This is a genomic window from Bacillus sp. V3-13 (assembly GCF_002860165.1).
Lineage (GTDB): Bacteria > Bacillota > Bacilli > Bacillales > Cytobacillaceae > Bacillus_BJ.
In genome coordinates this window covers 84,457-99,437 of sequence record NZ_PGUZ01000027.1, presented here as the reverse complement: position 1 = coordinate 99,437, position 14,981 = coordinate 84,457, and the positions used below count along the sequence as shown (strand labels likewise).

General features: G+C 40.1%; 13 protein-coding genes and 1 CRISPR repeat array (1 of these 14 running past the window's edge). Of the genes, 1 reads left to right on the top strand and 12 read right to left on the bottom strand.

The window, feature by feature from the left end:
• Positions 1 to 1,282: direct repeats of the CRISPR family, unit length 32 nt; unit sequence ATTTCAATCCACGCATCCATGTAGGATGCGAC (it extends 5,438 nt beyond the left edge of the window).
• A 167-nt stretch (positions 1,283 to 1,449) separates the two neighbouring features.
• The 12 genes from cas2 to CU633_RS10760 all read right to left on the bottom strand — a co-directional run bounded on the left by cas2 (position 1,450) and on the right by CU633_RS10760 (position 13,707).
• Positions 1,450 to 1,740, bottom strand: a complete 291-nt coding sequence (cas2, locus tag CU633_RS10815) for a CRISPR-associated endonuclease Cas2 (RefSeq protein WP_101660315.1) — start codon at positions 1,738 to 1,740, stop codon at positions 1,450 to 1,452.
• Between the two features lie 9 nt (positions 1,741 to 1,749).
• Positions 1,750 to 2,781 (bottom strand): type I-C CRISPR-associated endonuclease Cas1c, encoded by a 1,032-nt coding sequence (gene cas1c / locus CU633_RS10810; RefSeq protein ID WP_101660313.1) that lies wholly within the window; start codon positions 2,779 to 2,781, stop codon positions 1,750 to 1,752.
• Positions 2,778 to 3,437, bottom strand: coding sequence for a CRISPR-associated protein Cas4 (gene cas4, locus CU633_RS10805; protein ID WP_101660311.1), 660 nt, complete (start codon positions 3,435 to 3,437; stop codon positions 2,778 to 2,780). The genes cas1c and cas4 overlap by 4 nt, the downstream gene beginning before the upstream one ends.
• Positions 3,427 to 4,290: a type I-C CRISPR-associated protein Cas7/Csd2 gene (cas7c, locus tag CU633_RS10800; protein ID WP_101660309.1), complete on the bottom strand. Its 864-nt coding sequence runs from the start codon at positions 4,288 to 4,290 to the stop codon at positions 3,427 to 3,429. Before cas7c ends, cas4 begins: the two co-directional genes overlap by 11 nt.
• A 15-nt stretch (positions 4,291 to 4,305) precedes the next feature.
• Entirely contained in the window at positions 4,306 to 6,204 is a 1,899-nt protein-coding gene (cas8c, locus tag CU633_RS10795; protein ID WP_101660307.1) for a type I-C CRISPR-associated protein Cas8c/Csd1, read from the bottom strand.
• The gene (gene cas5c / locus CU633_RS10790; protein WP_101660305.1) at positions 6,205 to 6,921 is read right to left on the bottom strand and encodes a type I-C CRISPR-associated protein Cas5c; all 717 of its coding nucleotides are present in this window, start codon (positions 6,919 to 6,921) and stop codon (positions 6,205 to 6,207) included.
• 203 nt (positions 6,922 to 7,124) lie between these two features.
• On the bottom strand, positions 7,125 to 9,554 hold the full coding sequence (locus CU633_RS10785) for a CRISPR-associated helicase/endonuclease Cas3 (protein ID WP_101660303.1): 2,430 nt from the start codon (positions 9,552 to 9,554) through the stop codon (positions 7,125 to 7,127).
• A 323-nt stretch (positions 9,555 to 9,877) separates the two neighbouring features.
• A complete protein-coding gene (locus tag CU633_RS10780) occupies positions 9,878 to 10,690 on the bottom strand; it encodes an energy-coupling factor ABC transporter ATP-binding protein (RefSeq protein ID WP_101660301.1) in 813 nt (270 codons plus the stop codon).
• Entirely contained in the window at positions 10,687 to 11,532 is an 846-nt protein-coding gene (locus CU633_RS10775; RefSeq protein WP_101660299.1) for an energy-coupling factor ABC transporter ATP-binding protein, read from the bottom strand. The genes CU633_RS10780 and CU633_RS10775 overlap by 4 nt, the downstream gene beginning before the upstream one ends.
• Positions 11,529 to 12,296, bottom strand: coding sequence for an energy-coupling factor transporter transmembrane component T family protein (locus CU633_RS10770; protein ID WP_101660297.1), 768 nt, complete (start codon positions 12,294 to 12,296; stop codon positions 11,529 to 11,531). Before CU633_RS10770 ends, CU633_RS10775 begins: the two co-directional genes overlap by 4 nt.
• A gap of 37 nt (positions 12,297 to 12,333) precedes the next feature.
• Entirely contained in the window at positions 12,334 to 12,939 is a 606-nt protein-coding gene (locus tag CU633_RS10765; RefSeq protein ID WP_101660295.1) for an ECF transporter S component, read from the bottom strand.
• 15 nt (positions 12,940 to 12,954) lie between these two features.
• Positions 12,955 to 13,707, bottom strand: a complete 753-nt coding sequence (locus tag CU633_RS10760; protein ID WP_101660284.1) for a nucleoside phosphorylase — start codon at positions 13,705 to 13,707, stop codon at positions 12,955 to 12,957.
• A 250-nt stretch (positions 13,708 to 13,957) separates the two neighbouring features.
• Between CU633_RS10760 and CU633_RS10755 the strand changes: the two genes are divergently transcribed.
• A complete protein-coding gene (locus tag CU633_RS10755; protein ID WP_101660282.1) occupies positions 13,958 to 14,854 on the top strand; it encodes a glycerophosphodiester phosphodiesterase in 897 nt (298 codons plus the stop codon).
• The last annotated feature ends 127 nt before the right edge of the window (positions 14,855 to 14,981 follow it).

Sequence of the window (14,981 nt, the reverse complement as noted above, 5' to 3'; positions counted from 1 at the left end):
ATCCACGCATCCATGTAGGATGCGACCAGCGATTTCCAGTAAAGTCTTCGGTGTATTTTTATTTCAATCCACGCATCCATGTAGGATGCGACCTGTTGGTACCGCCATGGATTTACCCCCCTTCATATTTCAATCCACGCATCCATGTAGGATGCGACCCCAAATACGCCGATCGATGAAGTCAAAGAATTATTTCAATCCACGCATCCATGTAGGATGCGACCCAATCTGCTGACGCTGATTCTCTTGAGTGAGGTATTTCAATCCACGCATCCATGTAGGATGCGACGTTGAAAGATTGGTTTGAAGGTTTGACTCCTGAGATTTCAATCCACGCATCCATGTAGGATGCGACAATGAAATAGTTGAAATTGGTAGCCGGTCGTATACCATTTCAATCCACGCATCCATGTAGGATGCGACTTCGCTGTCCTCAAAAGCTTCTGTCGTCGGGTCCTATTTCAATCCACGCATCCATGTAGGATGCGACTGTGTCTCTCAATAAGATTCTTGGCAGCTTTGGTATTTCAATCCACGCATCCATGTAGGATGCGACTACGACAAAACCGTTTCAGACCGTAAACAGCTTATTTCAATCCACGCATCCATGTAGGATGCGACGAACCGAGTGATGGCGTAACAGCATCAACAATTCATTTCAATCCACGCATCCATGTAGGATGCGACCGCAGATCAGTTGTGGTCAACCATATCAATGTAGGATTTCAATCCACGCATCCATGTAGGATGCGACTGTAGAAAATATGTTTGCAGAGTATAGCGACGAATTTCAATCCACGCATCCATGTAGGATGCGACTTCATGATTCAAACAATCTAACAATGTATTTAAAATTTCAATCCACGCATCCATGTAGGATGCGACATCGGCATGTTTGGCCCGATGGAAGATGATGAAGATTTCAATCCACGCATCCATGTAGGATGCGACGACACAACGCGACTTCATTTGATTTATTGCCTACAATTTCAATCCACGCATCCATGTAGGATGCGACATTGCCGCGATCTTCTCACGGTCCCGTATGGGTTATTTCAATCCACGCATCCATGTAGGATGCGACATTATGTGAAAATGGCTTAACGGCGGGTATTTTACATTTCAATCCACGCATCCATGTAGGATGCGACCCAGACGATTGATTTCTGCCAATGTTAGTTTGATATTTCAATCCACGCATCCATGTAGGATGCGACGGTTTCTGTCGGTTTGTTGTTCGCAATACCGATATTTCAATCCACGCATCCATGTAGGATGCGACAGCGATTTTCGATCAAAACGACTTAGAAAGACGTGATTTTTGATCAAAAACACACTATTTTCTTTATTAAATAAAGAACTTAATAATAAAAAAACAAATTTCCGTAATAAAAGACAAAAATTTAGGTGCGAATGTATCCGGAAATTAATGTGAGCTATACATTCGCACTAAAAAATTAAAGGGTCTTCCAAATCGACTGATTCTTTCACACCAATATGTTCTACCTTGGTTTTATAATTATTTCCTAACTGATAGAATCTTAGACTATCCTGATCTTCATCAATAATAGTAGCCAGTTCTATTTTTAACGTGGCAAATTGAGTTGCATCTACTATACATTCAAATACTGAATTTTGGACTCGTTGACCATAATTTTGACAAATTTTTGAGACTTTCCGCAGCCTTTTTTGTCCTGCACTACTAACCGTGCTAACATCATACGTAATTAATACTAACAAATGTGACACCTACTTCCATAAAAATGGTGGGTACTCATCTAAGTCATTACGTAAGTAACGGGCCAATAACAAAGCTTGTGCATGCGGTACTAATCCCCAGGGTATTTTTTCTCCAAGGTATGGATGTGTTATCTTTTCTTGCTTTTTATTTTGCCACGCTGCTAAAAATTTCTTTCGAGCGTCATCTGTCATAATAACTGCTCCATTTTCTTTTTTTAGAAAATCCTCTTTGTTCAGAACTTTCTTGTTGATTAATGAAAGGACAAACCTATCAGCATATACACCTCGCAGCTCTTCCATGACGTCTAATGCTAAGGATACTCTCCCTGGCCGATCCCGATGTAAAAAACCGACATATGCATCCAGTCCAACACCCTCTAAAGCAGATGCCGTATCATTTGCTAATAAAGTATAAGCGAATGATAGCATAGCATTCACATTATCCAATGGCGGTCTTCGAGATCGGGAATGAAAATAAAAATCCTCACTTTGCTGCAATATCATTTGATTAAATAATTTATTGTAACTAATAGCAGCTTGTCCCTCTAATCCTCTTAGTCTTTCTAAATCTTCACATACCCTTACCTCAAGAATAATGGAAGATAAATATTTCGAAACTTCTTTAAATTGCGCGACATCTATTCGCATCGGGTAATCCCTTGTCATTCTTTCGATGATCCATTTATTATTATAAATTTTTCCAACAATAAAGTTACGGGCAATTTCCGCTGACAGGCCTTCATCTTCTGACACACGATATTGTTTCTTCCTTAGAATGACGTTCCCCTTACTTTTACCAATAACTCGCGCAAGAAATCGTCCGTTCATCGTTAAAAATACTAATGAAATACTTCTATCTGCACAATACCCCATAAGTGCAGGGCTTGCCCCAGTATAGCCAAAAGAGACGATTGATTCTAAATTATGAAGCGGCAACCTGCCCAACTTCTCCTGTTCCTTGAGCAGGACAATATTATCTCCGTCTAACGATAAATAAACGTCTGGTTGAGTTATAAATAGTGTATTAAGAAGTTTTCTCATTCCTTTAACTTCCCTTCAATATAACTTTTTACTGAGCGTTTATTCATTAATTTTGGTAAACAAATATTTTGAAGGGAGCAATTTTTGCAAAAAGGTCCTGTTTTCACTTTAGGTGTATGCTTTCGTTCATAATAATCGTGCATTTCTTCGACAAGGGCCCTAACTTTATTTTTATACTCTGTAGTTAGAGGTACTTCGATTCGGTGTTTTGTTTCATTATAAAACATGTAACCTATGTTTATTTCACAAAGTAACATTTCCTCTAAACACATAGCTTGTGCTGTTAATTGTAAAATATCCGAATCGTCGATTTTTGGTTTTCCTCGTTTATATTCAACTGGGTATGCAACGTATTCCCCTTCAGCATCAACTATTTTCACACCAGTGTCATCTCTAATGAACTCTACTACATCACAAATACCTGTAATCTTAAGCTCATTTGACTTAACAGGCATCGCCCGCACAATGAGTTTATTTCCACGTTTCTCTCTAACAAATGGCTTATCAGTTTTTCGATGGAGATGCTGACCTTCCACCGTCTTAACGTTTTCTTCCCACTGTTGTTCAATGTGAATAAGAGCCCATTGGCGTTTACAAAATTGAAAATGCTGAATGCCCGATAACATGAGATAGCTGTCTTCGTCACTATAGTCCATTAATGACTTCAACCCTCAAACCATCTAATTCATTGACCGTGATGGTATAATCGTCGATTGTTTTTGGCTCTTCAACTTCTCGCTTAATTTCCAGTAAACGATGTACCTTAGCAGACGAATATTGCCCAAGCTTTGAATTGTGCTCCCACCAGCAAACTTTATGAACTTCCATGCTTCCATCAGGACGAGCTGATGATGAATCATTTTCAAACAAAGTGACAAGCGCATTTTTAATTTTAGCTGCATCCTCTTGTGTGAAACCAGTCTTTTCTGCAAGTTGTGTGTTAATGCTTCCATAGAAAACATAAACGCCAAAATCGACACGATGCTTCATCCCCATTGTATCCGAACCTTTCTCCTTCCCTGGTTCAGAGTTAACGCTTTTCGTAATTTGCATGCTTGTAATATCGATGGGGTCGACACTCGTAGCCGTATGAATCGAAACTGGTCCTCTTACACCGACTGATACACCTGCTCCTGCACCAGTACCTTTGAATGCAAAAACTTGGCCAAAGCTACGGACATCGATCCATTGTCTGCATGCAATTGTTGCGAATTCATCACTAGAACTATTTTTTGATTTTAATATTTTTTCCAGTTCTGGATTAGCCTCTGCACGCTCTCTTAAACTTTTAAAATCATCTGCTTTTCTATCGTTGGACTGAACAAAAATAGATTCATCCATATCCTGAAGACGATTTCTAATTTTTCGTTTAATCGCAACGTCTGAAATTTCTCCATGCCCATCATAATTTTGTCTCGGGCGATTTCCATTCAGTGGATCCCCATTAGGATTGGCCTTCGTTACGGATAATACAACAGCAAAATCAATTTTATGATCTAATATTGTCATCTTCATTTCTCCTCCTTAATTGGATGCTGCCTCTTTCGCATCATTGCTTTCTTTTTTTTGATATAGTTCATGCCGTTGGCTATAAAAACCCAATAAATATTTTCCGGATAATGGTTTGTTATTAAAATCCGTAAAATCAATTTTTGACGCCACTTCATCTATTAATTTCGATAAATATAATCCTTTTGTTCCTAGTCGTGCTTGATATGGCTGCAGACTCTCTTGAATGGTTTTCCAAGCTCTTGCAGGATGTTTGGAAAAAGAATTCATATACCTAATTGCGTTACTGGACCGTGATTCGTCAGCACCCAGGGCACGTCTTTCCAAAACATCAGCAATTGCCAGTAAGCGTCCGAATAAATAATCACGGTCATTATTTTCTGTATCTAATGCCACATCGTATCCCTCCTGTTTATTGATTAATGCACATGTAATGCTGAGTGTTTTTTCCCACTCCCACTTTTCCATGGAAACAGGGTTTGAAGCTCGGTGAAACGCACTTTTGACAATGTCGAAAGGAATTTTTTTCTCATCGATGATACATGGCAGCATGCGCTCCATTAAACCTTTGACGACTTTCTCATTCGCCTTGGGCCCATATGCAGCAAACGCGATATCCTTTGTAGCCGGAGCTCCGTAAAATTGTACAAACTCATTTGCTTCATTTTTTCGGTAGCGATGTACCCAGGCACAAGTCGTATGCCAGTTTTGCAGCCTGTTGAGATACATTTCTTTATCCAGATTGCGATAGTACAGGACGGCCAATCTGCCTGTCGTGGCCGAATCAAGAATGAGAATATTTACGTTGGCATTTGATGATAAATTATTTCTATAGCCATCAATCGCCTTTAATACTTCATTTGCAAATTCTTCATGTGTGTAAGACTTTATTTCTTTCTTTTCTGATGGGGTTAAACTCATTCCAAAGATTGATAAACTATCTTCTGCTGGATCAGGAATATCAAGTACATCATTCCCCCAGACAAGGAACACTCGCTGATCAATAGTTTTCCCCTGACGGTTAATGAGCCACTTCAGCGCATTATGGGCTTTTTGAGACACCTCATAGCTTATGCTGGCAACTTCATTCGCCTTGTTAAATCTCCCTCTGAATGTAAAGCCGCTCGTATCGTTTGCCGAGATCAATTTCGCTTTGTCCGCTGCATTTCTTATTTTGTTTGCGTGCTTGTCAGTAGCTGGCTTCAGTTCTCCTGTTACGTAGCAATAATCATCACCACTTAAAAAACCTTTGTAAAAGCGGATGAAGGATTCATACATATCAGGATCCTTCCAGACTTTTGTTAAAATTTGATTCGGAGAATATACATTAAACCTTATAAAAGCGCTTTCTTGGCCACCTGTAACAGCCGAAAATATTGGAGGCTTTTCACCCAAGAAGGCTTCAGCCTTTTTATCCCAGGTGCCAATTAATTGCCCATCAGCATCTACATGCAAAATTCCTGACTCTACTAAATCCTTTATTAATCTTTTCTTGCTCAAATAGTTATAAATACTTTTTACCTTCGCATTGCTAAATGGTGATTTGGCCCATTTTTCTAATTGTTTTATGTAATATGAGAAGGGCTCTTCTTTTTTTATGCTTCCGCCATAGGCCACAAAATCTCCTGCCACATAGCTTAGTTTATCGTGAAGGGGATAAGGTGCTATTTTTGATCCAGCCCGGTTAGCTGAATCTTCTGTACATGGAATTAACGTACTTGCATCACTTTTATCAATGACAGCAGCTGAGTGGAATTCACCATCTTCTGTAATTGACACTTCTATGTGAGCATTTTGAGTGGTATGAGAGATTGGCAGCAGTGTATATTCTTGGCCATTATATTTCTTTCCAATCTCACCAACCCGGTCCAAATTGGATTGATACGTCTCATACAAATTCAATAACCAGCTCATTTAATCACCCCCCTCTTGAAATTGTCTTAATAGTTCATCTGCGGATTCCACGTTTGAAGGATCGAAGTATTTCGGTTCCATATCTGTAATCTTGCGAACTTGCTTGCACTCATCCGGTCTTAGAAATTGAATAACCCCATTCTGCATCACCGGATTCCATAGACGCACTTCCATTTCGTTTCTGCCCGTTTCATCAGGATAATTAATTCCATGAACCATGGTTCCTAAATGAATATTGCCATAATTATCATAGAACCCATCGCCTTCACCAAATACACATGGCTCCACATAACCCTGGCATTCCCTTGTGCCTAAAAAAATATCTCTGCGGCCCCCAGCGTTGAGGGAGCGCTTCAATATATTGTGATGTTTGTGTTCGTCACGATCAAAAGCCATATCTGGCCGGTGAGGATTAAAGATAAAATGAGCTTTGACCTGATAACGGACATCTTTCAGATATGTGTAATTGGCAAGTGTATTCCCGCCTCCATATTCAATCGGCCGGATGCCTTTTGATTCCATTTTGATTGGATTCATAATACGAACTTCATCTACTACCATTAACAGCGTGGGCTTCCAGTAGATTGATTCAACAATTCCCTTAAGCGCCTGATATGTAGGCACCTGATATGACAGCTTTTCCCCGCCCATCTTCATCAAAGGATCCGTAAATAGGGCATAATCACCAAACACTTCAAATTCAATAGAATTTCTCATTTCATTTCACCTCCTTTTTTTGATTTTTCCAACAATTTTATAATACCTTTTTCTTCCTACAAAATCAATAGAGTTTAATAATATATTATATGAAATTTATGAACTTTTTTTGAATATGATATAATAAAGCGTCGCTATCAATAGCGCGGATTGAAATATATATTATATGATTAAAAAACCTATCTGAAATGAAGATAGGTTTTTTAAAATATTGTTGACTTAAAACCGCTCTCATTATTAACATCTAAACCATATTCATCATTATATGCCCCTTCTTTCAAGGCTATAATTTTTCCGTCTAGATAGTACACAAGCCCGTCATTTTTAGCCAATTGTTCTTTTTCATAGTTAAATAGATTAACAGTATATTGCTGAGCTTTCCTTAATAAACGGGAGAGATCCTCAATCGATCTATTACTATTTAATTCAGCGATAATATCTTCGCCTTCTTCATATGGAACAATGACCGAGGTTGAGAGATCATCAATGACACGGAATTGCTCCGCCGCCGTTTGATAACTATTTACAATAAATAATGGGATGTCTTTTTTTTCGTTATTATAATAATAAGCCTGGCGATAGCTATTCTCATTTCTAGGGGCAGTCAACAAATCTGTCATGTCCTTCTTTAGCTTTCTGATAAAGTAATTTAAGTCAGATTCAAATTCGTCATAGTACTCTTTAAAATATCTCTCCATTGCTTGTCTTGATAGAATATGTCCACCATGATTCCGCTCATCACGCTTCATATCAATAAAGATTCTTTTTGAAACTTGTTTTCCGACTTTGATTTCTTTTAATCGGCTCAAGTTTTCTCCCTCATGATCAATGACATAAACATTCTGGATTCCCATTTCCCCATGACGATTGCAGCGTCCTGCGGCTTGTGCAATAGAGTCAAGTCCTGCTAGCGAACGAATGACACATTCAAAGCTGACATCTACGCCTGCTTCAATGAGTTGGGTACTCACACAAACAATTTTATTGCCCTGTTTTAGCTGCCATCTTACTTCATCTAAGATTTCTTTTCTATGTGCAGCACACATCGATGTGCTTAAATGATAAACCGGGATATCAGATTCTTTATTTTTCAATCGCGTATATAAATCTTTCACAACCGATTTTGTATTCAAAATGACTAATATGCTCTGTACCTCTTCTATTTTTGCCTCAATGAATTCAGTCAGCTTTTCACTGTTGAATGTTTGATCCGTTGCTAGATCGACTATTTCAACTCGCTTAAATGCATGAATAACTTGATCAAGTTTATTAATTATTTCTGCATCCTTATCGATTGCCAGCTTATGTTCTACAAAGTCCAATGCAGGCTGTGTTGCGGTACAAAGGACAATGCTTGTTTGCCCATATTCCTTTAAGAAGTTCAATGCGTCATTAAATAATGATACACAAGAAACCGGGACCTTTTGCACCTCGTCAAATATAATAACTGACTCACTTAAATTATGAAGCCTCCTAATATTCCTGCTTCCCTTGGCGTAGAAAACATTCAAAAACTGGACCATTGTAGTAAAAATAATTGAGGAATCCCAATTATCTTTGGCCAGCTTTAATTTTTGCTGCACACTCATCATGCCATCTCGATTCTCGTCGTCATCATTTGCATCTTCTATCACATTTGAATGATGCTCTAATATATTCGCGTCATCCTGTAAAATGTTCCTGACTTCTTCTGCATTTTGCTCAATGATCGTGGTAAAGGGAACGACATAGATGATTCGTTTTTTGTTATAAAGCTTGGCGTGTTTTAGTGCATATCTTAAACTTGCTAATGTTTTACCGCCTCCGGTCGGGATTGATAATGTATATATTCCCGATCGCTTTTCAGCAAAACGATCACATTGATCTGACATTTCTCTTCTTAAAAGATTAATTGGGGAATTTGCGTCGGGCTGTTTATGAAATAATTGGATCTTATTTAATAATCTTTCGTAGTAAGTGACAAATAGTCCTTCATGATTAGCTTTGGATTCGTTAGTCTTATTTTCCTCAAACAGTCTAGTATTTGTCCGATCGGCATCAATTAGAGCACTAAAGATAAATTTAGTGAGAAACATTAATTTTTTCTCGTTGCTTCCCGAAGCGTCTTTCAATAAAAAGTTTTCCAGCTCAACTGCAGCCCGATCAACATATTCAAAAAAATCATTCTCATTTATAACATGTTTAAAAAAATGTTCCTTAGTCTTTTCAAATTCAGTTAGCTCTTTATCACGAACTCTTTTTAAATAATTTGATTCTAATTCTGGATTAAAAAAATCTTGGAGATAAGAGTGGTGAGATATAATAGCATTTCCGACAATTTCAGCTACTACCGCTTTAAATTGAATGATATTTTTTTCATGATAAAGTTCATACAAAAGTTTCCCGCCTGCAGTGGAATGATCGACACTTCCTCTTTTAGGTGGAGAATCAGGATTACTTACTGCTTCCAATAAGTATTCTCTAAATTCAGTGGTATATTTGCCTAAATCATGGAGCATACCAGCAAGACCTGTTAAATGTTTTACGCCTAGCTTTTCTCCATAGGATTCTGCTAAATCTTTTACTTCTAATAAATGCTGTTCAACGGTTTGTATCTGATTGTCACTTTCACGGATGTGAGCTATGTAGTTCATTTAATCCCACCCTCTTCTATTTACTTTAAGTTTGCCAAACATAACTTTTTAAATAATAGCTTTTTTTGCAATTAAGAGCACATTCGCTTCCTGACTCAGGCATATCACTTGTACTAAGGATAAACAGAAGCTATTAAAACATTATTAAAAATAGCAGAAGTCATCCTTTAAGGTGATAATCTTCTGCTATTCTTGTTGTTATTCAATCGAGATAAAGCAGTAAACATACAATAATCTTTTATAATACTGCCAGTAATATATTCAAAAAACTAAAAATCACACTACAGTCTGGTGATTGGCCTTACGCAACCGTAAGACTGCTGCTATAAACTATTTTTTTCAGTTACATGTTTATACATTTCTATAAACTCCCCAACACTCAAAAACGTCTCCTTATAACCAAGCTTCTCTCCCAGCTGGGTAATTGCCGGGGCTTCTACATGGGCATTTTGCAAAATCTCTTTTGCAGTAAAGACGCTCCGTGTATCCCCGTCGAGAATGACCTTTCCTTCATTTAAAACGATCGTTCTTTCGAAATTCCCGGCGACAAAATCCATGTCATGGATGATCGTCATGACGAGTTTGTGCTTTTCTTTCAATGTTTTAATGATGTTGCGGATCTTTTCTTTTCCGGCGTGGTCCTGGGCGATCGTTGGCTCATCAAAAATGATGATATCCGTATCCATGGCAACGACTGCCGCAATGCAAAGCAGCTTCTTTTCCGACAGGCTCAAATCATGGGGATTCACGTCCAGCTTATCGTTAAGCCCGACCATTTCCAGCGCCTCCATTGCCTTTTGCCGCGCAGTATGTGTACTCATCTTGATGTTCAGCGGGCCGAACATGGCCTCATCCAATACATTGCGTTTGAATATTTGCTCATTCGGGTTCTGGAATACGAGCCCGATCGTTTTCGCCAGCTCTGCCGCAGTCGAATCGTTGACGCGAAGATTTTGGATAAAGATTTCCCCGCCATACGGTTTCAAAAGCCCTTTCAACAATTTGACGAAGGTTGTTTTTCCGGCACCATTTTGACCAATAATCGCCGTCGTCCTAGTATCAAAATCCAAATTTATTGCAGAGAGAATCGGGCTTCCTTGCTGATAGGAAAATGATAGATTGCTAACTTTGATCATCGACTTTTACCCCCGAGTGCCATATATGCCTGATCGAGCGTAACAGGATAAAGATCCGTACCGGCGATTTTAGTATTTAACGCTTTGCAAACCCTTGTATAGACAGGGGCCGTCACACCATAGTCATCTAAATCTTCTCGGGAAAAAACCTTTTCCGGGGTGTCAAAATCGATCAGCTTGCCGCAATTTAACAGCATCACTCTGTTGCAATACTGGGCGATTTTCTCCATTTTATGTTCAGCCAAGATCACCGTTACTCCCTGTTTGCTCAAGTCTTGAATAGCCTGAAAAACCTCTTCGGATCCTTCCGGGTCAAGCTGGGAAGTCGGTTCGTCCAATACAATCACACCCGGTTTCATGGCAATGATACTGGCAATCGCCATCCTTTGCATTTGCCCGCCTGATAATTCGAAAGGATTTCGGTCTTTCAATTGGGCAATATTGAACAGGTCGAGAACATAATCGATCCGCTCCTTCATTTCGATACGCGGCAGCCCAATATTTTCGAGGCCGAAGGCGATTTCTTCATAAACGGTCAGCTTCGATCCGGTCACCTGGGTAAACGGATTTTGAAAGACGATGCCTGCCTTTAAGCTAAGTTCAGCGATAGAATGAGTTTTTACTTCAAGGCCATCAACGATGACTTTTCCGCCGTAGGCACCTTTATAAAAATGGGGAACGAGGCCGACTATCGATTGGCATAACGTTGATTTTCCCGCTGAATTCGCGCCAATAATGCCAATGAATTCGCCTTCTGCCACATTGAAAGTCAAATTATCAAGGGCCAATGCCTCCGATAAAGGGTATTTGTATTTAAGATTTTCGACGATGAGTTTATTCATGCAACGATCCTCCAGACGAGGGCAAATGCGATTAGCAACAAGAGTGTCCACTGAATAGCTTTACTGAACGCATAATTTTTTTCATCATATAAATATGTCTTCGGGGTCGGGGAGTTAAACCCTCTCACTTCCAGTGCCATTGCCCGTTCCTTCGTATTGATCAATGAACCTAACACGACAGGGCCAAGCAGAGGTAAAAACGCCTTGATCCTGACGCTCAATTTACCTTCTGTCTCCATTCCCCTTGCCCTTTGTGCATCGGTAATCGTGCCCATTGTCGACATCATTTCCGGAATGATTTGAAAAACGGAGCTTAGCACATACCCGAACCGCGGTGACATACCCTTGCGAACAAGAGCTTCGACGAGATCCGCTGGCTTCGTTGTCAGGACAAGGATCATAAAAGCACCGACAATACTGATCACGCGCAGAGTGATGATCAGCGCATGCAGCAGACCTTCTTTATACATCGTAACCGGGCCGGCTTGAAAAAGAGCTGTTTCGTTGTCGGGACTGAATAATCCCTGGATGATGACGACCGTAATCAGGATCAGAAAAACAAAGCCGAATACAGGCAGCGTTTTTCTAAACACCTTAGCCGCTAAGAGAAGGGCAATGCTCAGTGCAACACAAATGAAAGAGATCGTGAACGATGGCAAAATAATTGGAACCACTATCGAAAAAAGAATGTAATAGAGCTTGCTGATCGGATCAATGTCGTGCACGAATGATGTTCTTTCTGCATATAAACTGATCGATTTCAAATACTTTCACCATCTTTCTTTACAAGCGCAAGCTGGGTCAGTCAAGAGTCTCCAATTTATGATTGTTATCGTATAAGTGTACGACATTTTGCGGCAGCCCCCTGAAAATACCATAGCTGATCAGGACGACCATCAGTTTATCCGGCACATCGACTACGAGTTCATCAAGGAAGGATGCAAGCCAAATCGAGTCTGTTTTTGCCAGAATAACAGCGTATAGCGCATCTCCCCAAACGTTTCCAGTTTGCCCTCCCCAGAATCCTACGTTAATTGGGGTCGATATAACTGTCGCAACGAGGCCGACAATCAACCCGGCGACAGCAGCCTGAGACCAACTCGTGATCAAGCCTTTATAAAATAAAATTCCGACTGCCAAGCCGATTGCGATGCTGGAAATCGCATACACGAACGAAATCGGATCGAGCGTCAAACCATAGATAATATTGTTAATAGCACCAGCCAATGCTCCAATAATCGGGCCTGCCAGCATGCTTGCCAATACGGTACCAATCGAATCAAGCCATAATGGCAGCTTTAACAACCCTGCAAATAATTTCCCAATATAATTGATACCTACTGCAGTCGGAATTAACACAAGGGCTGCAGTGGAAAAACGAAATGACCACATACTTTGTTTTTGCATGAATGAAACCTCCTTTTAACTTTTCAAAGAATGATGATAAGAGATAATGGCTTCTAATGCAGTGATGATTTCTTTCTGTTCTCCAAGCTTGCTTTCGTTCTGTTCGTCTAAATAATCATTAACCCCCCCTTCCAGATTTCCGTCTTTTTCTACGACAACATTTAAAATGGATGCGGTTTTTACACCGCGCAGTCCCCCAATAACAAACAATGCGGCTGTTTCCATGTCGGAAGCTAGAATCCCTTTGCCTGACCAGTAGTGATCGATTTGCTGTTCTTCATCTGTATAAAAGCTGTCATGGCTCCTGACTTTCCCGATATGATATCGATAGCCTGATTTTTTTGCTGCGTCAATAACATGAAACAGCAAGCCGGTATCAGGAATCGCCGGATAAGCTCTATCAATATAGGCATCCGACGCCCCGTCATTTCTGACAGCACCGCCCGCAATTACCAAATCTCCCAATTTTACCTCGGCCTGATTCGCCCCGCAGCTGCCAATGCGAATCATCACATTGACCCCAATCTTCCTTAATTCCTCGACAGCGATTCCTGCAGATGCCCCGCCGATTCCGGTCGAAGTGACGAAAATACGGACTCCTTTATAAGAACCGACAATTGTCTTAAATTCGCGGTTGTTCGCAACGGCTTCGGTTTGATCGAGAAATTTGGCGGCCTCATCAACACGGGCCGGGTCGCCGGGCAAGAGCGCATAATGAATCCCATAATTTTCGCCAATTCTGATATGTGGCTGCATGCTGTTCCCCATATGTTATCTCCCTTATACCGGTCAGATGATTTCTTCTACTTTTATTTCTCATTGCAAAATTCCAATGAAAATTGAATATTCTCACTCTTATTCTATAAAACATTTCCTCGAAAAGATATATTTCCGGAAAAATATAAATCAATGTTTCCATTTACAAGAATGTAATCCCATTTTAAATATTTGTTTATATTCACTTAAAAACTATCCGTTATGCTAAAAATGATTTTAAATACGAAAGGGGAAGCAGGAAATGAAAGGACTTTTACAAAATGTGATGATGTCAGCCGCGCTGGTTGGAATCGGCACCGGATTTGTCGGACAAGCAGAGGCCGCTGAACCTGTTCAACCAACACATAAGCCGGACAAAATTTTAAACGTTGCCCACCGTGGCGCCTCAGGACATGCCCCGGAGCATACGCTGTTAGCTTATGAACTTGGGGAAAAAATGAAAGGCGACTATATCGAAATTGATCTGCAAATGACAAAAGACGGCGAGCTGATCGCGATGCATGATGAAACCCTTGATCGCACGACAAACGGAACAGGATTTGTCAAAGATTATACGCTGGCCGAAATTAAGGAGCTGGATGCCGGTTCATGGTTTAATGAAAAATATCCGGAGTTGGCAAGAAAAGAGTATGTTGGGTTAAAAGTCCCGACCCTTGAAGAAGTCATTCAAACATTCGGTAAAGGCTCCCGCTACTATATCGAAACGAAATCCCCTGAAGTATATCCGGGCATGGAAGAAAAATTGATCGAAATACTCAACAAGTATAAATTAACTGGCCAGAAAGCTTCTTCGGGCAAAGTACTCATTCAATCTTTCAGTGCGGACAGCCTGAAAATAGTTCATGAATTAGACCCGAAGATCCCGCTCGTTCAATTATTATGGTATGATACTCCAGCGACAATTACGGACGCTGAGCTGGAGGATTATAAAACATACAGTATCGGGGTTGGCATGAACTTTGACAAAATTGATCAAGCATATGTACAAAAAGTTCGCCAGCACGGTCTCGAAATACATCCGTATACCGTCAATGAAAAACAAGATATGCGCACCTTGATTGATTGGGGTGTAACAGGAATATTCACGAACTTCCCTGACCGTTTGCAAGAGGTTTTAAAAGAAAAAGGCAGAAAATAAAATGGAAAAGGATAGCCAAGCTTGCGGCTATCCTTTTTATCATTTTAAGAAAGCATAAATTTTGAAAACTGAGTTGGGCGTTTCGATGTCCAGCTCCAGCGCCTAGCCCCTCGAGTCGCTTCGGTCC

Coding starts and splice junctions, on each gene's coding strand:
- cas7c (WP_101660309.1), bottom strand. CDS start 4,290: ATGACAATATTAGATCATAAAATTGATTTTGCTGTTGTATTATCCGTA.
- CU633_RS10785 (WP_101660303.1), bottom strand. CDS start 9,554: ATGAACTACATAGCTCACATCCGTGAAAGTGACAATCAGATACAAACC.
- CU633_RS10765 (WP_101660295.1), bottom strand. CDS start 12,939: ATGCAAAAACAAAGTATGTGGTCATTTCGTTTTTCCACTGCAGCCCTT.
- cas5c (WP_101660305.1), bottom strand. CDS start 6,921: ATGAGAAATTCTATTGAATTTGAAGTGTTTGGTGATTATGCCCTATTT.
- CU633_RS10755 (WP_101660282.1), top strand. CDS start 13,958: ATGAAAGGACTTTTACAAAATGTGATGATGTCAGCCGCGCTGGTTGGA.
- cas4 (WP_101660311.1), bottom strand. CDS start 3,437: ATGGACTATAGTGACGAAGACAGCTATCTCATGTTATCGGGCATTCAG.
- CU633_RS10760 (WP_101660284.1), bottom strand. CDS start 13,707: ATGGGGAACAGCATGCAGCCACATATCAGAATTGGCGAAAATTATGGG.
- CU633_RS10775 (WP_101660299.1), bottom strand. CDS start 11,532: ATGAATAAACTCATCGTCGAAAATCTTAAATACAAATACCCTTTATCG.
- cas1c (WP_101660313.1), bottom strand. CDS start 2,781: ATGAGAAAACTTCTTAATACACTATTTATAACTCAACCAGACGTTTAT.
- cas8c (WP_101660307.1), bottom strand. CDS start 6,204: ATGAGCTGGTTATTGAATTTGTATGAGACGTATCAATCCAATTTGGAC.
- CU633_RS10780 (WP_101660301.1), bottom strand. CDS start 10,690: ATGATCAAAGTTAGCAATCTATCATTTTCCTATCAGCAAGGAAGCCCG.